The 19,979-nt window shown below is 66.0% G+C and carries 17 protein-coding genes; 6 read left to right on the top strand and 11 right to left on the bottom strand.

Going from position 1 to position 19,979, the window contains the following annotated elements; genetic code table 11:
- Nucleotides 1-10: 10 nt before the first annotated feature.
- The 3 genes from HZB49_RS02105 to topA are packed head-to-tail and all read right to left on the bottom strand — an operon-like array spanning nucleotide 11 to nucleotide 5,540.
- Complete coding sequence (locus HZB49_RS02105; RefSeq protein WP_291608787.1) at nucleotides 11-451, bottom strand: DUF983 domain-containing protein; 441 nt, start codon at nucleotides 449-451, stop codon at nucleotides 11-13.
- Complete coding sequence (gene rnr, locus HZB49_RS02100; protein ID WP_291608786.1) at nucleotides 439-2,787, bottom strand: ribonuclease R; 2,349 nt, start codon at nucleotides 2,785-2,787, stop codon at nucleotides 439-441. The genes HZB49_RS02105 and rnr overlap by 13 nt, the downstream gene beginning before the upstream one ends.
- The gene (gene topA, locus HZB49_RS02095) at nucleotides 2,784-5,540 is read right to left on the bottom strand and encodes a type I DNA topoisomerase (RefSeq protein ID WP_291608785.1); all 2,757 of its coding nucleotides are present in this window, start codon (nucleotides 5,538-5,540) and stop codon (nucleotides 2,784-2,786) included. Before topA ends, rnr begins: the two co-directional genes overlap by 4 nt.
- Before the next feature lie 215 nt (nucleotides 5,541-5,755).
- Between topA and HZB49_RS02090 the strand changes: the two genes are divergently transcribed.
- Nucleotides 5,756-5,986 carry a hypothetical protein gene (locus HZB49_RS02090; protein ID WP_291608784.1) on the top strand — a complete coding sequence of 77 codons (231 nt, stop codon included), beginning with the start codon at nucleotides 5,756-5,758 and terminating at the stop codon, nucleotides 5,984-5,986.
- A 325-nt stretch (nucleotides 5,987-6,311) separates the two neighbouring features.
- Here the strand turns inward: HZB49_RS02090 and dprA are convergent, their stop codons facing one another.
- On the bottom strand, nucleotides 6,312-7,421 hold the full coding sequence (gene dprA, locus HZB49_RS02085; protein ID WP_291608783.1) for a DNA-processing protein DprA: 1,110 nt from the start codon (nucleotides 7,419-7,421) through the stop codon (nucleotides 6,312-6,314).
- Nucleotides 7,422-7,520: 99 nt separating this feature from the next.
- Between dprA and HZB49_RS02080 the strand changes: the two genes are divergently transcribed.
- A complete protein-coding gene (locus HZB49_RS02080) occupies nucleotides 7,521-8,759 on the top strand; it encodes an amidase (RefSeq protein ID WP_291608782.1) in 1,239 nt (412 codons plus the stop codon).
- Here the strand turns inward: HZB49_RS02080 and plsY are convergent, their stop codons facing one another.
- Genes plsY through HZB49_RS02065 form a run of 3 tightly spaced genes read right to left on the bottom strand, consistent with a single transcriptional unit; the run spans nucleotide 8,760 to nucleotide 11,637 of the window.
- Nucleotides 8,760-9,353, bottom strand: a complete 594-nt coding sequence (gene plsY / locus HZB49_RS02075; protein WP_291608781.1) for a glycerol-3-phosphate 1-O-acyltransferase PlsY — start codon at nucleotides 9,351-9,353, stop codon at nucleotides 8,760-8,762.
- Between the two features lie 24 nt (nucleotides 9,354-9,377).
- Complete coding sequence (locus HZB49_RS02070) at nucleotides 9,378-10,679, bottom strand: dihydroorotase (protein ID WP_291608780.1); 1,302 nt, start codon at nucleotides 10,677-10,679, stop codon at nucleotides 9,378-9,380.
- A 4-nt stretch (nucleotides 10,680-10,683) separates the two neighbouring features.
- A complete protein-coding gene (locus HZB49_RS02065; RefSeq protein ID WP_291608779.1) occupies nucleotides 10,684-11,637 on the bottom strand; it encodes an aspartate carbamoyltransferase catalytic subunit in 954 nt (317 codons plus the stop codon).
- 160 nt (nucleotides 11,638-11,797) lie between these two features.
- Here HZB49_RS02065 and HZB49_RS02060 point away from each other — a divergent pair, with 160 nt between their 5' ends.
- The 3 genes from HZB49_RS02060 to HZB49_RS02050 all read left to right on the top strand — a co-directional run bounded on the left by HZB49_RS02060 (nucleotide 11,798) and on the right by HZB49_RS02050 (nucleotide 15,130).
- Nucleotides 11,798-12,553 carry a M15 family metallopeptidase gene (locus HZB49_RS02060; protein ID WP_291609092.1) on the top strand — a complete coding sequence of 252 codons (756 nt, stop codon included), beginning with the start codon at nucleotides 11,798-11,800 and terminating at the stop codon, nucleotides 12,551-12,553.
- An 11-nt stretch (nucleotides 12,554-12,564) separates the two neighbouring features.
- Complete coding sequence (locus HZB49_RS02055) at nucleotides 12,565-14,208, top strand: acyl-CoA dehydrogenase family protein (RefSeq protein ID WP_291608778.1); 1,644 nt, start codon at nucleotides 12,565-12,567, stop codon at nucleotides 14,206-14,208.
- A gap of 151 nt (nucleotides 14,209-14,359) precedes the next feature.
- Complete coding sequence (locus tag HZB49_RS02050; protein ID WP_291608777.1) at nucleotides 14,360-15,130, top strand: CPBP family intramembrane glutamic endopeptidase; 771 nt, start codon at nucleotides 14,360-14,362, stop codon at nucleotides 15,128-15,130.
- A 3-nt stretch (nucleotides 15,131-15,133) separates the two neighbouring features.
- On the opposite strand, the gene HZB49_RS02045 is transcribed toward HZB49_RS02050, so the two are convergent.
- The 4 genes from HZB49_RS02045 to HZB49_RS02030 form a co-directional block, all read right to left on the bottom strand.
- Nucleotides 15,134-16,057 (bottom strand): AEC family transporter, encoded by a 924-nt coding sequence (locus HZB49_RS02045; RefSeq protein ID WP_291608776.1) that lies wholly within the window; start codon nucleotides 16,055-16,057, stop codon nucleotides 15,134-15,136.
- Nucleotides 16,057-16,539, bottom strand: coding sequence for a Holliday junction resolvase RuvX (ruvX, locus tag HZB49_RS02040; protein WP_291608775.1), 483 nt, complete (start codon nucleotides 16,537-16,539; stop codon nucleotides 16,057-16,059). Before ruvX ends, HZB49_RS02045 begins: the two co-directional genes overlap by 1 nt.
- 90 nt (nucleotides 16,540-16,629) lie before the next feature.
- A complete protein-coding gene (locus HZB49_RS02035; RefSeq protein ID WP_291608774.1) occupies nucleotides 16,630-17,565 on the bottom strand; it encodes a cyclase family protein in 936 nt (311 codons plus the stop codon).
- 193 nt (nucleotides 17,566-17,758) lie between these two features.
- A complete protein-coding gene (locus HZB49_RS02030; RefSeq protein ID WP_291608773.1) occupies nucleotides 17,759-18,640 on the bottom strand; it encodes a LysR family transcriptional regulator in 882 nt (293 codons plus the stop codon).
- Between the two features lie 102 nt (nucleotides 18,641-18,742).
- Between HZB49_RS02030 and HZB49_RS02025 the strand changes: the two genes are divergently transcribed.
- Nucleotides 18,743-19,777: a nitronate monooxygenase gene (locus HZB49_RS02025; RefSeq protein ID WP_291608772.1), complete on the top strand. Its 1,035-nt coding sequence runs from the start codon at nucleotides 18,743-18,745 to the stop codon at nucleotides 19,775-19,777.
- Nucleotides 19,778-19,979: the final 202 nt, after the last annotated feature.

Raw genomic sequence — 19,979 nt, 5'->3', positions numbered from 1 at the left:
GTTGTTGTTCTTATACCGGCGGAATGCCATCGGGGGCATTGTCGTCAAATCCGTGCATGCGCAGCGCCCACTGCAACCCGACCACTGCACCTTTCACCGGCTGCAGCAGCAGCAGAGACAGGATGAGGGTGAGCGGCAGGTAGGTCGCAAGCTGAAGCCAAACCGGCGGCGAGAAGTTGGTCTCGATCGACAGCGCCAGCGGCACCATGATGTGGCCGACGATGACGATGACGAGATAAGCGGGCAGGTCGTCGGCGCGGTGCGGGGTGAAGTCAAGCCCGCAGGCCGAGCAGTCGTTGGCGGTCTTCAGGAACGCGCGAAACAGCTTGCCTTCGCCGCAACGCGGGCAGCGGCCGCGAAAGCCGCGCTTCATCGCGCTCCAGAGGTCCCGCTTCTCGCCGATGGCGGTCTCGCGGGTCCACACGGTCGACGCTGTTCCTACCGTCTCCATGACTTGCCTTTCCCGGATTTTCCGGATTTTTGCTTGCCGCGCTTGCGCACCGTCTTGCGCGCAGCGGGGTGCGTTCGCTCTTTTTCCGCGCGCTGGGATTTCAGGACGTCACGCTTTCCTTGATGCTTTCCTTGGCGCTTTCCGCCGCGCGGTACGATCTGACCTTCAGATAGTAACTCGAAGCGCAGCGCGCCAGCCACGGGAGCAGCTTCTACCAGACGGACGTCGACCACGTCCCCCAGCCGGTGCATGGCACCGCTGCGCGAACCGACCAGCGCGTGGCGGGTCTCGTCATAGTTGAAATATTCGGTGCCGAGCGTGCGGATCGGGATGATGCCGTCGGCGCCGGTCTGGTCCAGTTTCACGAACAGGCCGGCGCGGGTGACACCGGAAACGCGGCCCTGGAACGTCGCGCCGATACGGTCGGCAAGGAAATGCGCGATCAGCCGGTCGGCGGTCTCGCGCTCGGCCTTCATGGCGCGGCGCTCGGTTGCGGAAATCTGGGCTGCGACTTCGCCGAGATGTTCCAGCGTCTCGTCGGATGGAAGCGCGCCTTCGCCGAGGCCGAGCGCGCGGATCAGCGCGCGGTGCACGATCAAATCGGCATATCGCCGGATCGGCGAGGTGAAATGCGCGTAGCGGCGCAGGTTGAGGCCGAAATGGCCGTAGTTCTCCGCGGAATATTCCGCCTGCGCCTGCGAGCGCAGCACGACTTCGTTGACCAGCGCCTCGACGTCCTCGCCCTTGACCTGCGTCAGCACGCGGTTGAACAGCGAAGGCCGCAAGGCGCCGCCCTTGGCAAAGGAAAGGTCGAGCGTCTTCAGGAATTCCAGGAGGTTGTGCACCTTCTCCTGCGTCGGCTGGTCGTGCACCCGGTAGATCAGCGGCAATCCCTTCTTTTCCAACGTCTCGGCGGCAGCGACGTTGGCGAGGATCATGAACTCCTCGATCAGCCGGTGCGCTTCGAGCCGCTCCGGCACGATGACGCGATCGACGGTGCCGTCGGGCTTGAGCAGGATCTTTCGCTCGGGCAGGTCGAGATCGAGCGGATCGCGTGCATCGCGCGCCAGCCTGACCAGATCGTGCGCGGCATAGAGCGGCCTGATGATCGGGTCGAGCAGCGGACCGGTGACGTCGTCCGTCCGGCCGTGCATCGCGGCCTGCGCCTGCGCGTAGGCAAGCTTCGCCGCCGAACGCATCAGCACGCGATGAAAGGAGTGCGAGCGCTTGTGGCCATCCGCACCGATCACCAGGCGCACCGCGAGCGCGCCGCGCGGTTCGCCCGGCACCAGCGAACAGAGGTCGTTGGAGATGCGCTCCGGCAGCATCGGCACGACGCGGTCGGGGAAATAGACGGAGTTGCCGCGGGTCAGCGCGTCGCGATCCAGCGCCGAGCCCGGCCGTACATAATAGGCGACGTCGGCAATGGCGACGTGGACGATATAGCCGCCCTTATTATTTGGATCGGGATCCGGTTCGGCGTGAACTGCGTCGTCATGATCCTTGGCGTCGGGTGGATCGATGGTGACGAGGGGGATGTCGCGCCAGTCCTCGCGCCCTTCCAGCGTGGGAGGCTTTGCGGTTTCTGCCTCGCGCAGCGCCGAGGGTGTAAAGGCCTGCGGGATCTCGTGGGCATGGATCGCAATCAGGCTGATCGCCTTTTCGCTGGCGAGCGAGCCGAGCCGTTCCTTGACCCGCCCGGAGGCAAGGCCGTAGGCGCGGGTGCGGATCAGGTCGACGCTGACGAGATCACCATCCTCGGCATCCCCGCTGTCGGCCTTCGCGATATTCAACTCGCGGCCGGCCTGCTTCTTGTCGACGGGAACGAGACGGCCGCTGCCGTCGGGGTTCTTGCGGAAGATGCCGAGCGCACGCGCCTTTGCATGGGCGATGACGCGGATGACGCGGCCGCGATAGGGCGTGCCCTCGGCCTCGTCCGTCTTCTCGACCCGCAGGAGCGCGCGGTCACCGACGCCGGCGGTGGTGCCGGGTTGAGGCCGCCGCGGAAAAACGACACGGATTTTGGGAATGGTGCCGCTCTCATCCGCGTCCCACTCCGTGGGCGTGGCGAGCAATTCGCCGTCGCTGTCGCGCCCGGTGATGTCGGCAAGCACGGTGGGCGGCAGCTCGGCCGGCTCATGCATCTTGCGGCGGCGCTTTGCCACCGCGCCTTCGTCGGCGAATTCACGCAACATGCGCTTGAGCTCGGCGCGATCGGCGTTCTTCAGTCCGAACTCGCGCGCGATCTCGCGGGTGCCGACCTTGCCGGGATGGGCGCGGATGAAGGCGAGGACGGCGTCGCGGCCCGGAAAGCCTTGCTCGCGCCGCTTGCTCACCCGCGTCCCTTGCCCGCGCTTTTCTTGGCGGGCGCCTTTGCGGCCGGTGCCGGTTTCGACGCCGACGTCTTGGCGGCGGGCGCGACCGGCGCGCGCGCCTTGCTCACGGCGTCCGACTTCGGCTTGGCCGCGGCCTTCTTGGCGACGGCCTTCTTCGCCGGCTTTGCGGCGGCATCCTCGGCTTCAGGTTTCGCCTTTGCCTTCGCCGCAGCCTTCTTGGGCGCGCGCCTGGCCTTGCCGCCGCCCTTGGCGGCGCGCTCGTCGATCAGCGCGATCGCCTGCGCCAGCGTGATCGTCTCGGGCGGCGCGATGTCGCTCGGGATCGTGGCATTGACGCCGCCGGCGGTGACATAGGCGCCGTAGCGGCCGTTCTTCAGCGCAACGCCGCCGAGGCTCGGATGATCGCCCAGCGGCTTGCCGGGGTCGGCGCCGAAGCGGCGGCCGCTCGGACCTTTGGCGATCTTCTCGGCAATCAGCGTCACCGCGCGGTTGAGGCCGATGCCGAAGACGTCGTCGCCGGCTTCCAAGCTCGCATAGGTCTTTTCATGCTTCACGAACGGCCCGAAGCGGCCGAGTCCCGCCGTGATCGGCTCGCCGGTCTCCGGATGTTTTCCGATCTCGCGCGGCAACGACAGCAATTTCAGCGCCGTCTCGAGATCGACATCGCCGGGAGACGTATTCTTCGGGATGCCTGCGCGCCTGGGTTTCTCGCCTTCGGCATAATCCTTCTGCTCGCCGAGCTGGATATAGGGCCCGAAGCGGCCGGCCTTCACCACGACGTCGAGATCGGTCTCGGGATCCTTGCCGAGGACACGATCCGCGCTCGCCTCGGAATCGGCGGCAAGCGGACGCGTGTAACGGCACTCCGGATAGTTCGAGCAGCCGACAAAGGCGCCGAACTTGCCGGCTTTCAGATTGAGCTTTCCGGTACCGCAGGTCGGGCATTGCCGGACGTCGCCGCCGTCCGCGCGCGGCGGATAAATGTGCGGGCCCAGCATCTCGTCGAGCGCATCGAGCACCTCGGCGACGCGGAGATCCTTGATGTCGTTCACCGCGCCGATGAAGTCGCCCCAGAAATCCCTGAGCACCTGCTGCCAGGAAATCTCGTTGTTGGAGATGCGGTCGAGCTGCTCTTCCAGCCCGGCGGTGAAGTCATACTCCACATAGCGCGCGAAGAAGTTTTCCAGGAACGCGACGACGACGCGGCCCTTGTCCTCGCCATGCAGCCGCTTCTTCTCGAGCTTGACATAGCCGCGGTCCTTCAGGACCTGAAGTATCGAGGCATAGGTCGAGGGCCGGCCGATGCCGAGCTCTTCCATGCGCTTGACCAGCGAGGCTTCCGAGAAGCGCGGCGGCGGCTCGGTGAAGTGCTGGGTGACGGCAAGATCCTGGCGCTTCAGCGCTTCGCCCTGGCTCATGGCGGGGAGGCGGCGCGAATCCTCGTCTTCCTCGTCGTCGCGGCCCTCCTGGTAGAGCGCGAGGAAGCCGTCGAACTTGATGACCTGGCCGGAGGCGCGCAGCTCCAGCACGCGCGAACCTGCCTTCGCCTCGATATCGACGGTGGTGCGCTCGAGCTCGGCGGATTCCATCTGGCTCGCGATGGTGCGGGTCCAGATCAGTTCGTAGAGCCGCGCCTGGTCGCTATCGAGCTTGCGGCGCATGTCGGCGGGCCTGCGCGAAAGATCGGTCGGGCGGATCGCTTCATGCGCTTCCTGCGCGTTCTTGGCCTTGGTCTGGTACTGGCGCGGCGCTTCCGGCACATAGGCGTTGCCGTAGTCCTCGCCGATCACCTTGCGCGCTTGCGTGATCGCGGACGGGTCGATCTGCACGCCGTCGGTACGCATATAGGTAATGAGACCGGTGGTCTCGCCGCCGATGTCGATGCCCTCATAGAGCCGCTGCGCGATGCGCATGGTGTGGGCCGGCGCGAAGCCGAGCTTGCGGCTCGCTTCCTGCTGCAGCGTGGAAGTGGTGAAGGGCGCCTGCGGATTGCGGCGGGCGGGGCGTGCCTCGACGGTCGAGACCTTGAAGAGGGCCGCCTCGATCGCCTTCTTCAACTCCTCGGCTTCCGCGCCCGAGCCGATGTCGAGGCGCTGGATTTTCTTGCCGTCGGCTCCCACGAGGCGCGCTTCGAAAGCCTCGCCGCGCGGCGTGGTCAGGGTCGCCACCAGCGACCAGTATTCCCGGGGAACGAACTTCTCGATTTCCAGCTCGCGGTCACAGACCAGCCGCAGCGCGACCGACTGCACCCGGCCGGCCGAGCGCGCACCCGGCAGCTTGCGCCAGAGCACGGGGGACAGGGTGAAGCCGACCAGATAGTCCAGCGCGCGGCGCGCCATATAGGCGTCGACCAGCGCGCCGTCGATCTGGCGCGGCGACTTCATGGCATCCGTCACCGCCTGCTTGGTGATGGCGTTGAACACCACGCGCTCGATCTTCTGGTCCTTGAGCGCACGCTTCTCCTTCATCACCTCCAGCACGTGCCAGGAGATGGCCTCGCCCTCGCGATCGGGGTCGGTGGCCAGGATCAGGCGGTCGGCGCCCTTCAGGGCCTTGGCGATGTCGTTGAGCCGGCTGTTGGCCTTGGGATCGATCTCCCAGATCATCTGGAAATTGGCATCGGGATCGACCGATCCGTTCTTGGCGGGGAGGTCGCGGACATGGCCAAACGACGCCAGGACCTCGTAGGAGGACCCCAGATATTTGTTGATCGTCTTGGCCTTGGCCGGCGATTCCACAATGACGATATTCATGTCATTCCAATGGCTTACGCGAAAAACTACAGGCCGGTTCCGCGAGACTCGCGGCCGGCCGATTCGATCCGAACATGGGTGGTGGGGCCGCCCCTGTCAAATCGCCAGATATTGAAGAGGCTCAAAACCCGTAAGAATACGTGTCCCGAAAGTTGTAATTTACCGCCTTGGAGTTGCGGGATAATCCGGTCTGAGGGCAGGATTCGGGACGGATTTTGGGCAAAATCGCGGGCGGCCGGCGGAGCAGGAGTTCGGGGGATGATCCTGCGGGCTCGGATCTCTATGGCAGCGGCGGTCCAGACGAGGCCGTGGCCTTCATCGCCGAGACTTCGAGGGAGCTGTCGAAGATCGCCGAGCGCCACGGCCTTGAGACGCTCCGGCATCTGCTCGATATGACGCAGCTCGAGGCCGCGCAATGGCTTCGCAACAAGCGCAGGCTCTCCTGAGCCCGGCTCACGCGGGCCGAATCCCCTCGTTCCAATGCAGCAACACGCCGGCGCGGATCGCGGTGGTTCGGCCGGCTCTGATCCAGCGGGGCGCGATAAACGCCGCGCGGTGTGGTGTCGCAGCCTCTTGTAAGGTCTTTCATGGCAGAGTGCTGCGACCAGTGACTGGGGAGCCGGCATGCCCACGGACATTCGTTTCTCACGCGCGCCGCGTTTCGATCTCCGCGAGTTGATTCCGATAGCGCTGTTCTCCGGGAGCGGAATTCTGGCCTCGCTCTTGGCCATCCTGAGCGTAGAGAGCTTCTGAGAGGCAGGCCAACTCGTCTCAGAGCAGCGATACCATTCCGCCGCCGTGGCGCTCGAGCCGGCCTGCGAGCTCGAGTTCCAGCAACACCGTCCGCACGATCGCGGGCGAAACGCCCGCCATGCGGATCAGATCGTCGAGGCCGAGCGGGCTCGGCCCGAGCAGGGCGACGATGCGCGCGCGTTCGCCCGCATCGGGGTCGGCTTCGGAATAGTCATCCTCGGGCTCTTCCAGCGCGACCGGCCGCGCCATGATCGGCTGCACGGCGTTGATGATGTCGGCGGCTTCGGTCGCCAGCGTTGCGCCCTGCTTGATCAGGTCGTTGGTTCCGGCGGCGCGCGGATCGAGCGGCGAGCCCGGCACGGCGAAGACCTCGCGGCCCTGTTCGGCGGCCATGCGCGCCGTGATCAGCGAGCCCGAACGCTGTGCTGCTTCCACCACGACGACGCCGAGCGAGGCGCCCGAGATCAGGCGGTTGCGCCGCGGGAAATCATGGGCGCGCGCGACGTGACCGAGCGGCGTTTCGGAGATCGCGGCGCCGGCTTGCAGCAGCGCGAACAGCAGGTCTTCGTGCTCCGGCGGATAGATGCGGTCCTGCCCGCCGGCGAGCACCGCAACCGTGCCGCCCGAAATGCTGGCGCGATGCGCGGCCTGATCGATGCCGCGGGCCAGCCCCGAGATGACGACGAAGCCGGCGTCGGAGAGATCGCGTGCCAGCGACTGCGCGAATTTCAGCCCGGCGCCGGACGCATTGCGCGAGCCCACGATCGCTATCATCGGCCGCATCAGCGTTTCCGGCGTGCCGCGGACGGCGAGCAGGGGAGGCGCATCGTCGATCATGGCCAGACGCGGCGGATAGGCGGCTTCGCCCGGTGCGACCAGGCTGACGCCGAGCTTCTTGCAGGCAGCGAGTTCGCCGCGCGCCTCGTCCTCGCTGCAGATTCGCGCCGGCCGCGCCGCGCCACCGCGCCGCGAAAGTTCCGGCAGCCGCTCCAGCGCAGTCGCCGCATCGCCGCAATGGCGGAGCAGGGCGTGAAACGTCCGCGGCCCGATATTGTCCGAACGGATCAGCCGCAGCCGGTTGAGCCGTTCGGTGTCGGAGAGACTTGCGCTGGGAGTCCGGTCATGCATGCGCCGGCAGCTTCGCGCAACCGGAAGGTGCGATCAAGGGCTGCCCTTCGCTTGCTCCCTACGCCCTGCCTTCGTAAAACCGACGCCGGGAGAGCAGGCATGGTCTCACTCGCCGATTTGCAGCGCCGTATCGCCAGGGGTGAGCTCGCCGCCGAGGCCGCGGTTGCGCGGTCGGTGCAGGCGATCGCAGCGCAGGACAAGGCGATCGGCGCCTTCGTCTGCCACGATCCGGAAGCGCGCGCCGCCGGGCAGGGGCCGCTGCGCGGCATTGCCGTCGGGATCAAGGACATCATCGACACCGCGGATTTTCCGACCGAGATGGGGTCGCCGATCTATCGCGGCCATCGCCCGCGCGCGGATGCGCCTGTGGTGGCGATGCTCAGGCGGGCGGGCGCGACCATCATCGGCAAGACCACGACCACGGCCTTTGCCGCCACCGATCCGACCGCGACGCTCAATCCGCACAACCGCGCGCATACGCCGGGCGGATCGTCGTCGGGCTCGGCCGCTTCCGTCGGCGCCGGCATGATCCCGCTGGCGCTCGGCACCCAAACCGGCGGCTCGGTGATCCGGCCGGCGTCTTATTGCGGCGCCGCCGCGATCAAGCCGAGCTATCGCCTTCTGCCGACGGTGGGCGTGAAGTGCTTTTCGTGGACGCTCGACACGGTCGGGCTGTTCGCGGCCGGTATCGAGGATCTCGCGTGCGGACTTTCCGCCATCACCGGGCGGCCGGAACTGCTGCTGCCGGCGTTACCGGCGGCGCCGCGCATCGGCGTGGTGACGCAGGATTTTGCCGGCGAGGTCGAGGCGGCGAGCATCGAGGCATTGCAACTGGCAGCCCGCAAGGCCGAGCTTGCCGGCGCCGGCGTGCGCGCGCTCCCTCTGCCGCAGGTTTTTGCCGACGCCTGGCGTATCCACACGACGGTGCAGCAGTTCGAAGCGCACCAGGCGCTCGCCTGGGAGTATCGCGAGCGTTACGACGAGATGCCTCCGATCTTGCGCGGCCGGCTCGACGAGACCCGCGACATCGCGCCGGCCGAATATGATGAAGCGCTGGCGATCGCTGCGCAGGCGCGTGCAGCGCTCGGCGCGGTATTCGAGCAGGTCGATGTGCTCCTGACCTATTCGGCCCCCGGTGCGCCGCCGAAGGGGCTGGATTCCACCGGCGATCCACGCCTCAACCGGCTCTGGACCCTGTTGGGCACGCCCTGCGTCAATATCCCGACGCTTGTGGCGGATGGCAATCTGCCCGTCGGCGTGCAGTTGATCGCGCCGTACGGCAGTGATGGGAAAGCACTCGCCGCGGCGCGCTTTGTCGAGCAGGCGCTAAAACGCTAGCTACTTCTGCCCGATCTTGCCTTCGGTGCCTGCCTGCAACCGCTTGATGTTTTCGCGGTGGGTCCAGAACGAGAGCAGCGTCAGCACGGCGAACAACGAAGCAAGCGCCGGATGGCCGAACAGCCACAGGAAGATCGGCGTGGCAAAGCATGCCACCAACGCCGACAGCGACGAGTAGCGAGTGGTGAAGGCGGTCACGAGCCAGATCGCGCCAAACATCGCCGCCGCCGGCCAGAACAGGCCGAGCAGAACGCCGATATAGGTCGCAATGCCCTTGCCGCCCTTGAATTTGAGCCAGACCGGATAGAGGTGGCCGAGAAAGGCGCCGAGGCCTGCCATCATGGCGGCGTTCGGTCCCCAGAGAGTGCCGGCAATGATGACGGCCGCCGTGCCCTTCAGCATGTCGCCGAGCAGCGTCGCCGCCGCGAGGCCCTTCTTGCCGGTCCGCAGCACGTTGGTGGCGCCGATATTGCCGGAACCGATCGAGCGCAGATCCTCCGTGCCGGCAAGCCTTGTCAGGATCATCCCGAACGGAATCGAGCCCAGCAGATAGCCGACGACAAAGGCGACAGGCAGGAAGGTTTCGGCTCCCATCGGCGACGCTCCCTCGGCGGTCTATCAGACGTGCTCGTAGACGGTACGGCCGCCGACAATAGTACGCACGACGCGACCGGAGAAGCGGGCTTCGTCGAACGGCGTATTCTTGCACTGCGATTTGAGGTCGGCCGGGTCGAGCACCCAGGGCGTATCCGGGTCGATCACGATGACATCGGCAGGCGAGCCTGCGCGCAGGGAACCGCCGGGCAGCCCCAGCAGTTCGGCCGGACGGGTCGACATCGCGCGTATCAGCGTCTTGAAATCGAGATCGCCGTTATGGATCAGGCGCAAAGCCGCCGGCAGCATGGTCTGCAGGCCGACTGCGCCGTAAGCGGCCTCGGCAAACGGCAGCCGCTTCACCTCGACGTCCTGCGGGTTGTGATCGGACATGATGACGTCGATGAGGCCCGAGGAGAGGGCGGCGACCAGCGCGTGGCGATCCTGTTCGGTGCGCAGCGGCGGCGACAGTTTCAGGAACGTGCGGTACGGCCCGATGTCGTTCTCGTTCAGCGTGACGTGATTGATCGACACGGAAGCGCTGACGCCGGTGCCGGCATCGCGGGCGCGCTTGAGGATTTCGAGCGACTCGATCGAGGTCAGCGACGCCGCGTGATAGCGGCCGCCGGTGAGCGCGGCCAGGCGCATGTCGCGCTCCAGCATGACCGACTCGGCCGCATAGGGGATGCCGACCAGGCCGAGCCGCGTGGCGAACTCGCCCTCATGCATCACGCCCTCGCCGACGAGGTCGGGATCCTCGGTGTGGTGCACAATCAGCGCGTCGAAGTCGCGAGCATAGGTCAGCGCCCGGCGCATCACCTGCGCATTGGTGACGCTCTTGTCACAGTCGGTGAACGCCACGGCGCCCGCGGCCTTCAACAGGCCGATCTCGGTCATCTCCTCGCCGCGCATGCCCTTGGTCAGCGCCGCCATCGGATGGATGTTGACGATGGCGGTGTCGCGGGCGCGGCGCAGTACGAAGTCGACGGTCGCGGAATTGTCGATGACCGGTGACGTGTCGGGCTGGCAGATGATGGTGGTGATGCCGCCGGCGGCTGCCGCCTGGCTGGCGGAAGCAAAGGTCTCGCGATGGCTCGCGCCGGGCTCGCCGACGAAGGCGCGCATGTCGACCAGGCCGGGGGCCACGACCTTGCCGGAGCAATTGATGATGTCGGTGCCTTCAGGGACGCCGGCAGCGCCGATGCCGCGACGGGAGTCGCGGATCACGCCATCGGCAATGAGCACGTCGCCGGGGCCGTCGAAATCGCGCGAGGGATCGACGACGCGGGCATTCGCAAGCAGGATCGGGCGGCGATCGGTCAGCATGTTTTCACGCGTTCGGCAGGTTGCGGGCGAGCGCTTCCAGCACCGCCATCCGCACCGCCACTCCCATTTCCACTTGTTCCCGGATCAGCGACTGTGCGCCGTCGGCCACCGCGGAGTCGATTTCGACGCCACGGTTCATCGGCCCGGGATGCATCACCAGCGCGTCCGGCTTGGCATAGGCCAGCTTCTTCTGGTCCAGCCCGAAATAGTGAAAGTACTCGCCGGTGGAGGGCACGAACGAGCCGTTCATGCGCTCGCGCTGCAGCCGCAGCATCATCACGATGTCGGCGCCGTCGAGGCCCTCGCGCATGTCGCGCGCCACTTCAACGCCCATCCGCTCGATGCCCTGCGGCAGCAGCGTGGAAGGCGCGACCACGCGAACCCGGGCGCCCATGGTGTTGAGCAGCAGGATGTTGGAGCGGGCGACGCGCGAGTGCATGACGTCGCCGCAGATCGCGACGACGAGCCCCTCGATCCTTCCCTTGTTGCGGCGGATGGTCAGCGCATCCAGCAGCGCCTGTGTCGGATGCTCGTGGGAGCCGTCGCCGGCATTGATCACGGAACCGTCGACCTTGCGCGCCAGCAGTTCCACCGCGCCGGAGGCATGGTGACGGACCACCAGGATGTCCGGATGCATGGCGTTGAGTGTGGCCGCGGTGTCGATCAGCGTCTCACCCTTGCGCATGGAGGACGACGACACCGACATGTTCATGACGTCGGCGCCCAGCCGTTTTCCGGCGATCTCGAACGAGGATTGGGTGCGGGTCGAGGCTTCGAAGAACAGGTTGATCTGGGTTCGTCCGCGAAGCGAGGTGCGCTTCTTGTCCACCTGGCGGTTGAGCTCGACATATTCCTCGGAAAGGTCGAGCAGGCCGGTGATATCGGCAGCGGAAAGCCCCTCGATTCCCAGCAGATGCCGGTGACCGAGGACGAAAGTCGATTTCGATAGGGAGGTCATTAAAGCGAGAGCTATAGGCGCGGACGGGGGGCGGGGCAAGCGGGAATCCGGCATGGCCGAGTTATCCCCCGGTCTGTCGCGGACGGGGTAAACAGACAGGGTAAAAGGGGTGCCGTATCGGTGCCGCAATTGGCGCGCGGGGAGTGGCTGGATGCAGACGATGAAGCAGTTCTTGGCGGTCGTGCTTGTGGGAACGGCACTGGGCGTCGCGGCGGCCAACGCGCAAAGCCTGCCCGGCGGCTTTGTCTATCTGCGGGACGTCGATCCCACCATCATGCAGGACATCCGCTACGCCACATCCAACAACTTCGTCGGCCAACCGCTTGCCGGCTACCAGGCCGGCGAATGCGTGGTAAAGCGCGAGGTGGGGCTGCGGCTGAAGAGTGTTCAGCAGGAGCTGGCGAAGCAAAAACTGTCGCTGAAAATGTTCGACTGTTATCGCCCGGCGCGGGCCAGCGCCGACATGGTGAGGTGGTCTCGCAACGGCAAGGAGACGCCGGCCGAGCGGCGCTACAACCCCAAGCTCCGCAAGGCCGACCTGTTCCGCCTCGGCTATATCGCGGCCTATTCCGGCCATTCGACCGGAAGTGCGCTCGACCTGACGCTGGTCGATTTGACCGCGGACAATTCCGCCAAGTTCGATCCTGCTAAGGTTTATGCGGACTGCACCGCTCCGGTGGAATCCCGCGCGCCTGAAGGCAGCATCGACATGGGCACGGGCTATGACTGCTCCGACGTGAAGGCGAACACGGCGTCGTCCCTGATAACGCCGGAGCAGCGCAAATGGCGCACGGCGCTGGTGGCCGCGATGCGCAAGCAGGGCTTCGTGAACTATTTCCGGGAGTGGTGGCACTTTTCGCTGCCGGGCGCGGGCGGCGAAGCCTATGATTTTCCCATCCTACCGCGTCGCCCCTGACAGGACCGGCCATGACCAAGCCATCGTTCCAGACCCACGAGGTCTTCAACCAGTCGCCGCCATACTGGGACGTCGATCTCTTCGGCGTCGATCGTCCGCTGGTTGACGCTGTGGCGGCCAATGGCGGCGCCGTGGCCGTGAAGGAATTGTCGGACTTCGGCAAGCGTTGGGGTTCGGCCGCAATGGCCGAGCGCGGGCGTGTGGCGAACGAGAACACGCCGAAGCTGCGCACCTTCGATTCCCGCGGCAACCGCCGCGACGAGGTCGAGTTTCACCCGGCCTATCACGAGCTGATGGCGGCTAGCGCGCACGCCGGCGTGCACAATTCCACCTGGACCGCGAAAGGTGCGCCCGCCGGCGGCGCATCGGAAGTGGTGCGCGCGGCAAAATTCTATATCGCCTCGCAAGTCGAGACCGGGCATCTCTGCCCGATCACCATGACGCGCGCCTCCGTCGCTGCGCTGGCTGTGCAGCCCGATTTGCTTGCGAAGGTGATGCCGGTGCTGTCGACGCGCTCCTACGACCCGGCCTTCGCGCCGTGGTGGACCAAGCGCGGCATGACGCTCGGCATGGGCATGACGGAGAAGCAGGGCGGCACCGACGTGCGTTCCAACATGACGCGTGCCGAACGCGCCGCCGACGGCTATCGCATCACCGGCCACAAATGGTTCATGTCGGCGCCGATGTGCGACGCCTTCCTGGTGCTGGCGCAGGCCGAGGAAGGGCTGAGCTGTTTCCTGATGCCGCGCTTTGCGCCGGACGGCTCGATCAACGCCATTCATTTCCAGCGCCTGAAGGACAAGCTCGGCAACCGCTCCAATGCGTCGAGCGAGGTGGAATTCCACGGCGCCTATGCCGAGCGCGTCGGCGACGAAGGCAGGGGCATCCGTACCATCATCCAGATGGTGCAGCTGACGCGCCAGGATTGCGCGATTGCCTCGGCCGGGCTGATGCGCTCGGGGCTGGCGCACGCGCTGAACCACGCCAGACACCGCAGCGTGTTCCAGAAACATCTCGCCGACCAGCCGCTGATGCAGGCGGTGCTGTCGGACATGGCGCTGCATGTGGAGGCGTCGGTCGCGCTTGTCATGCGGCTCTGCCGCGCCTTCGACCGCGCGCCTGACGACGCCGGCGAGGCTGCCTACATGCGCCTGCTGACGCCTGCGATCAAATACTGGGTCTGCAAGAGCGCGCCGGGCTTTCTGTACGAGGCGATGGAGTGCCTCGGCGGTAATGGCTATGTCGAGGAAGGCATCTTGGCGCGGCATTACCGGGAGAGCCCGGTCAACGCGATCTGGGAAGGTTCGGGCAACGTCATGTGCCTCGATGTGCTCCGCGCCCTGTCGCGCGAGACGGACGCGGCGGTCGCAGTGCTGCAGCAACTTGCCGGAGAGAGCAGGGGATTGCCCGGCGCGGCGGAAGCCGCCGGCTTCATCGCCAAGGCGTTTCGTCGTCCGGATGGCGAGCGCGTCGCGCGGGTTGCGGTGGAGAAGCTTGCGCTGCTGGCGGCAGCCGCCGCGCTCAATGCCGTCGCGCCGCGCAGTGCGGAATTGTTCGCCGACACCCGCCTTGCCGGAAATCACGGCGGCATGTACGGGGCCACCGAGCTTCCCAACGACGACGTCCGGCGGCTGCTGGAACGGGTGCTGCCGTAACGATACTGCCGCCATGGCCGGGCAAGAGCGCCGTAGCGCGTCTTGACGCAATTGTTCCGGCTATCCACGACTTTCTAACCATATGCCATCAAAGACGTGGATGCCCGGGACAAGCCCGGGCATGACGAGTGGCGAAACCGGAAATCGCTTGATGGATTCTCTCAGCTCCCAAATTCCTCCGCCATTGGTGGCGGGCACTGCGCGCCCGCCAAGAATCTGGAAATTCTGGGGCACCACGCTGTGGGGGCTGTTCATCTTCGGCGCGATGTTTGCCGGCCAGCTCGCGGTCATCGCCTGGTTCGTGCTTCGGCAGGAAGGGGAGGCGGATATCGTCTCCACCATCCGCGCGGTCGGGGGCGGGTTGACGATATCGCTGTCGGTCATCATGGGCCTGCCAGCCGTCGCCGCCGCCTGCTGGATCGCCATCAGGCCGTCGCGTACGCCGTTTGCCGATTATCTCGCGCTGCGCTGGACGACCTGGAAGAATGCCGCGCTCGGCGTCGTGTCCCTCGTGGTGCTGGTCGGATGCTGGGACCTGCTGTCGCGCGCGCTTGGGCGCGAGATCACGCCCGGATTCATGGGCGACGTGCTGAAATCCGCGCAGGCCGACGGCGCGCTGTGGCTGCTGGTGATCGCCTTCTGCATCGCCGCGCCGATATCGGAAGAGCTGTTCGCGCGCGGTTTTCTCTATCGCGGCTGGTCGGAGTCCTTCCTCAAGCCTGCCGGCGCCGTCCTGCTGTCGTCGATCGCATGGACTTCGCTGCACATGCAATATGACTGGTTCTTCTTTGGCGAGGTGTTTTCCATTGGCCTGCTGTTCGGCTACATCCGCTACCGCACCGGCTCGACCCTGCTGACCATCGTGCTGCACGGCCTGAACAATCTCGCGGCGACGCTGCAGACGATCTTTCTGACCAGTTGATGTTCACGTCACCAGCGCGATCACGATCGGCATCGTGATCGCAGCCAAAATCGTCTGCAGCGTGATGACCTGCGCCAGCAGAGGCGCGTCGCCGCCCATCTGACGCGCCAGCACATAGGCGGAGGACGATGTGGGCACCGCCGAGCAGACGGCAACGATCACGAGACCCGGGCCTGATATGCCGAACCAGAGCGCCAGCGCGATGGCGAGCACCGGCATCAGGATCAGCTTGAGGAATACCGCGATGGAAGCGGCGAGGCGCGGCCGGAACAGGCCTTCGAGATGCAGGCCCGCGCCGGTGACGAGCAGACCGATGCCGAGCGAGGAGCGACCGAGCGCTTCGGCAACGTCGTGCCAGACCTTCGGCAGGGGCAGTTGCGCAACGTTGACGGCAAGCCCGATTGCGCAGGCCCAGATCAGCGGATTCTTCACAACGGTCATCACGATGGCGCGGACCGACTGTTTCTCGGGCGAGGCGTAATGTGCCAGCACGGAGACGCTGAACACGTTGACCAGCGGGATGATGGCGACCATGGCGACGGACGCCAGCGCCAGTCCGGTCTCGCCATGGAGATTGCCGGCGACTGCCAGCGCCACAAAGGTCTGCCAGCGCGTCGCGCCCTGGAAGATCGAGGTGAAGGCCGGACCATCGATGGCCAGCCGCGAGAACATCGGCCGCAGCGCCAGGCACAGCAGCGACATCAGAAGCGCCGACAGCAGCAGCGCGCCGCCGACGCCGGCGACCGGCACGCTGGAGAGATCGGCCTTCACCAGGGTCTGGATCAACAGCATCGGAAACAACACGTAATAGGTCAACCGCTCCAGCCCGTGCCATTGCGTGTCCAGCCGCATCAGGCTACGCCTAAGGATGAAGCCGAGCACGATCAGCAGGAACACCGGCAATAGCGCCGAGATCACGACCGCCATCAGCGGTCCCCGCGCAGCGTCTTCAGCCGGTCGAGCGCGCCCTGCAGGATGAAGATCGCGGCGTGCTCGTCGATTACCCCGGCGCGTTTGGCCCGGCTGACATCCATGCCGATCAGTTCGCGCTCCACCGCCGCGGTCGAGAGCCGCTCGTCCCAGAGGCCGATCGGCAGTTCGGTAAGGCCGGCGAGGTTGCGGGCAAAGGCGCGCGTCGATTGCGCGCGCGGGCCCTCGCTGCCGTCCATGTTGATCGGAAGTCCCAGCACGAAGCCGGTGACGCTGCGCTCGGCGGCGAGCGCCAGCAGCCGCGCCGCATCCGCCTTGAATGCCTTGCGCTGGATGGTCTCGACGCCCGTGGCAAGTCGCCGGTCCGGATCGGACACGGCAACGCCGATGGTCTTGGTGCCGAGATCGAGGCCGATCAGCGCGCCGCGCTCCGGCCAGCGGCCGGCGGCTTCGATCAGCGGAAGGATGGGGGCGGGCATGAAGAGCGCATAACACGGGCGCTGCAGGGCAGAAAGATGGAGTGCGGCATGGCATCCCCTCGGACGCCATGCCGCTTTTCGAGACGGTCCTTACCGGATCGCGACCGGGTTGATCATGCTCTGCACGCCGCCCTTGAAGCGCGGCTGGCCGAGCACGAACAGGAACTCATAGGCCTTGTCCTTGGCGAGATCGGCCGTATTCAGCACTTCCATGATGTAGGTGCCGTTCATCGGCAACAGGATCTGGTGCACCTCGAAGACGTTCTTGCTCTCGAACGGAATGACCTCGACACCCCAGGTGTCGGCGCCGACGGCAACAACGCCCTTGCCAGTCAGGTATTTCGCGCCTTCGACGCCGAGGCCTGGTTCGCCCGAGTTGAAGCGCTTGTCGTCCTTGCCGATCAAGCTGGCCCAACCGGTATGGAACAGCACGACGTCGCCCTGGCGGATTTCGACGCCCTGCTTCTTGGCGACTTCCTCGATTTCCTTGACGTTGAAGGCGGTGCCTTCCTTGACGATGTCGGTGCCGAAATGGGCGGCCATGTCGAGCAGCACGCCGCGCGTAACCATCGGCGGAATTTTCTCGACGCCGAGCTTCTTCAGCCCGGTGGGATCGGCGAAGTCGGCGAGCTTGTTGCCGTTGTAATAGACATGCTCGACGCCGATATGGCCGAGGCCGTCGAGCTGGCTGCCGACGCCGACCCAGCCCTCGATGATGTCGTCATTGTAGGTGGTCTTGCTCGGTCCGAGGCCCGGGATGCCGGCCTGGCCCGGCTGCACCACGGTGATCTTGAAGGCGCGGGGCGGATAGGCGGGCATCTTTGAGTCTACGGGAAACCCGAGCGCGTAAGTCTTGCCGGTCTTCACGAGCTGCGCGGCTTTGACGACGAGCTCCGGCTTCATGTAGTTGGCGGCGCCGATCTCGTCGTCCGGGCCCCATTTCGATTTCGTCCAGTCTTGCGCGCTGGCCGCGCCGACCGATCCCAACAAGGCAACAGAGCAGCACAATACGAGTGCCTGACGCATCGCAGTCCTCCCAAGAGTTGACGTTTTGGTTGTTGGCAGAAAGTGCCACATACTAACGTGGTAGCGGCGAACGGCCAGAAGATTCCGACGGAGCGGCGCAACGCCGCGCATTTGCGTGTGCGAAGCCGCATCGCCGCATTGTTACGAAAGTGTGGCGAACGAATTTCGCTATGCGGAAGGCGACGGCCGCGCGTCAGGCCGCGATGTCGGCATCCTGCTTGTTCAGGCAGGAAACGAAGCCGCGTAGCGCGCTGTAATCATGCGCGGCGCGCCGTGTAATGAACAGTGTCTCCACCCGCGATTGTGCTGCCCCGAGCGCGTGGATCCTGACGCTGTCGTTTCGACCCACCACGGCGCGCGGCAGCAGCGTGACGCCCATGCCGGCAGCGACACAGCCGATCATGCCGTCGAGCGTGCCGAGCTCGAAGCGCGTGGCCGACGGCCAGCCGAGCTCGGTCATGGTTTGCTCCAGGCGCTGGCGGTAGGTGCAGCCGGTGCGGAACACCAGCGCGGTCGGACCGGACTCCGGCGTCGCCGCGCGCAGTGCCGCGAGATCCTTCACGTGCCCGGCCGTGACCAGCACCAGCTCTTCGCGGAAGGCGACAATCGAGGTGAGGTCCGCGTGCTCGATCGGACCGGCGACGAAGGCGCCATCGAGACTGCCGTCGAGCACGGCGGCGACGAGGTCGGCGGTGGTGGCCGTGCGCAGGCTGAGCTGCACGGCGGGGAAGCGGCGATGGAAATCGGCGAGCAAGGCGGGCAGGCGCACGGCTGCGGTCGTCTCCATCGATCCGATGGCGAGCGGACCCTTCGGCTCGCCATCGTCGCGTGCAGCCAGCACCGCTTCGCGCGACAATGCGGTCATCCGCTGCGCGTAGGGGAGCAGGCGCCTTCCGGCGCCGGTCAGCGTCATCCCGCGGCTGTGCCGCTCGAAAAGCGCGGTGCCGATTTCGGCTTCCAGCGCCTTTACCCGTTGAGTCACGTTGGACTGCACGGTGTTGAGCTCCTCGGCGGCACGGGTGATACCGCCGGTGCGGGCGACGGCCGAGAAGGTCAGGAGGTCGGTCAGTTCCACCGTATATCTCCGTTTTGATTTAGAGATGGCAGCATTCTCAAGTATTCATTTTTTGAGAATGGTAGTCCGGCCTAAGCTCGCTGTCCAGATGAGGAGAGGTTTATGCCGATCACAACGCCGCTGACCGCGCTGCTGGGGATCAAGCATCCGATCCTGCTGGCGCCGATGGCCGCGCTCGCAGGATCGCGGCTTGTGGGAGCGGTGACCGAAGCCGGTGGTTTCGGCATTCTCGGTGGCGGCTATGGCGACCGGGAGTGGCTGGAAGCGGAGACCGCAAAGCTGAAGGATTTCGCAAAGCCCTTCGGCATCGGCTTCATCACCTGGAGCATGGCGAAGCAGCCCGTGCTTCTCGACATCGCGCTGGCGGCAAAGCCGCGCGCGATCATGCTCTCGTTCGGCGATCCCACGGCCTTTGCGCCACGCATCAGAGACGCCGGTGTGCTGCTGATCTGCCAGGTGCAGAGCGAGGACATGGCGAAGCAGGCGCTGGATGCCGGCGCCGACATCCTGATCGCGCAAGGCACGGAGGCGGGAGGTCACGGCGCTTCGCGCACCACGCTCGACATCGTGCCTGCGATCATCGACCTTTGCGCCGGCCGCGTGCCGGTGGTTGCCGCCGGCGGCATTGCCGACGGGCGCGGGCTGGCGGCCATGATGATGCTCGGCGCCTCCGGCGTGCTGATGGGAACGCGCTTCTATGCCAGCATCGAGGCTGATGGGGCCGATGAAGCCAAGCGGCGCATCTGTTCAGCGAATGCCGGCGAGACCGTGCGCGGTGTCGTGCCCGACTGGTCACGCAACATCTTCTGGCCGGCGCCGTTCACCGGCCGCACTTTGATCAACGAGCATGTGCGGCGCTGGACCGGCCACGAGGTGGAACTGATGCAGAAGGTCGGGAAGGTGTCCGCGGAATATTTCGCGGCCAGAGCCGCCGGCAATTTCGACATCGCCGTGGTCTTTGCCGGCGAGTCGGTCGGGCTGATCCATGATATCCCACCGGCCGCCGAGATCGTCGAACGGATCGTTACGGAAGCCGAACAACTGCTGCTCGGACGCCGCAACTCAGCGACGGTCGTTTCTTTCCCTTCTCCCCTTGTGGGAGAAGGTGGCGCGCATCGACAGATGCGCGACGGATGAGGGGTCTGTCTCCGCGGAGACAAACCCCTCACCCCGCGCCTTCGGCGCGACCCTCTCCCACTAGGGGCCTGTTGCGTAATTCGGCGATTGTGATTCTCTGAGACGTGGCCTTGGGAGATCGCGATGGCAGTGAAGCAGACCGGACAACCGAGCTTTATGGAAGTGCTATTGCCGAAGGGGGCGGGGGCCAATGCTGCACTGG

Origin of the sequence: Bradyrhizobium sp. (assembly GCF_016219575.1) — a bacterium.
Taxonomy (GTDB): Bacteria; Pseudomonadota; Alphaproteobacteria; order Rhizobiales; family Xanthobacteraceae; genus Bradyrhizobium.
The sequence above is the reverse complement of the archived record's forward strand: the minus strand, read 5'-3'. Positions and strand labels throughout refer to the sequence as shown.

Coding starts and splice junctions, on each gene's coding strand:
- dprA (WP_291608783.1), bottom strand. CDS start 7,421: ATGCATGACCGGACTCCCAGCGCAAGTCTCTCCGACACCGAACGGCTC.
- plsY (WP_291608781.1), bottom strand. CDS start 9,353: ATGGGAGCCGAAACCTTCCTGCCTGTCGCCTTTGTCGTCGGCTATCTG.
- HZB49_RS02105 (WP_291608787.1), bottom strand. CDS start 451: ATGGAGACGGTAGGAACAGCGTCGACCGTGTGGACCCGCGAGACCGCC.
- ruvX (WP_291608775.1), bottom strand. CDS start 16,539: ATGCCCGCCCCCATCCTTCCGCTGATCGAAGCCGCCGGCCGCTGGCCG.
- HZB49_RS02070 (WP_291608780.1), bottom strand. CDS start 10,679: ATGCTGACCGATCGCCGCCCGATCCTGCTTGCGAATGCCCGCGTCGTC.
- HZB49_RS02025 (WP_291608772.1), top strand. CDS start 18,743: ATGCCGATCACAACGCCGCTGACCGCGCTGCTGGGGATCAAGCATCCG.
- topA (WP_291608785.1), bottom strand. CDS start 5,540: ATGAATATCGTCATTGTGGAATCGCCGGCCAAGGCCAAGACGATCAAC.
- HZB49_RS02055 (WP_291608778.1), top strand. CDS start 12,565: ATGACCAAGCCATCGTTCCAGACCCACGAGGTCTTCAACCAGTCGCCG.
- HZB49_RS02065 (WP_291608779.1), bottom strand. CDS start 11,637: ATGACCTCCCTATCGAAATCGACTTTCGTCCTCGGTCACCGGCATCTG.
- HZB49_RS02035 (WP_291608774.1), bottom strand. CDS start 17,565: ATGCGTCAGGCACTCGTATTGTGCTGCTCTGTTGCCTTGTTGGGATCG.
- HZB49_RS02080 (WP_291608782.1), top strand. CDS start 7,521: ATGGTCTCACTCGCCGATTTGCAGCGCCGTATCGCCAGGGGTGAGCTC.
- HZB49_RS02050 (WP_291608777.1), top strand. CDS start 14,360: ATGGATTCTCTCAGCTCCCAAATTCCTCCGCCATTGGTGGCGGGCACT.
- HZB49_RS02045 (WP_291608776.1), bottom strand. CDS start 16,057: ATGGCGGTCGTGATCTCGGCGCTATTGCCGGTGTTCCTGCTGATCGTG.
- HZB49_RS02060 (WP_291609092.1), top strand. CDS start 11,798: ATGAAGCAGTTCTTGGCGGTCGTGCTTGTGGGAACGGCACTGGGCGTC.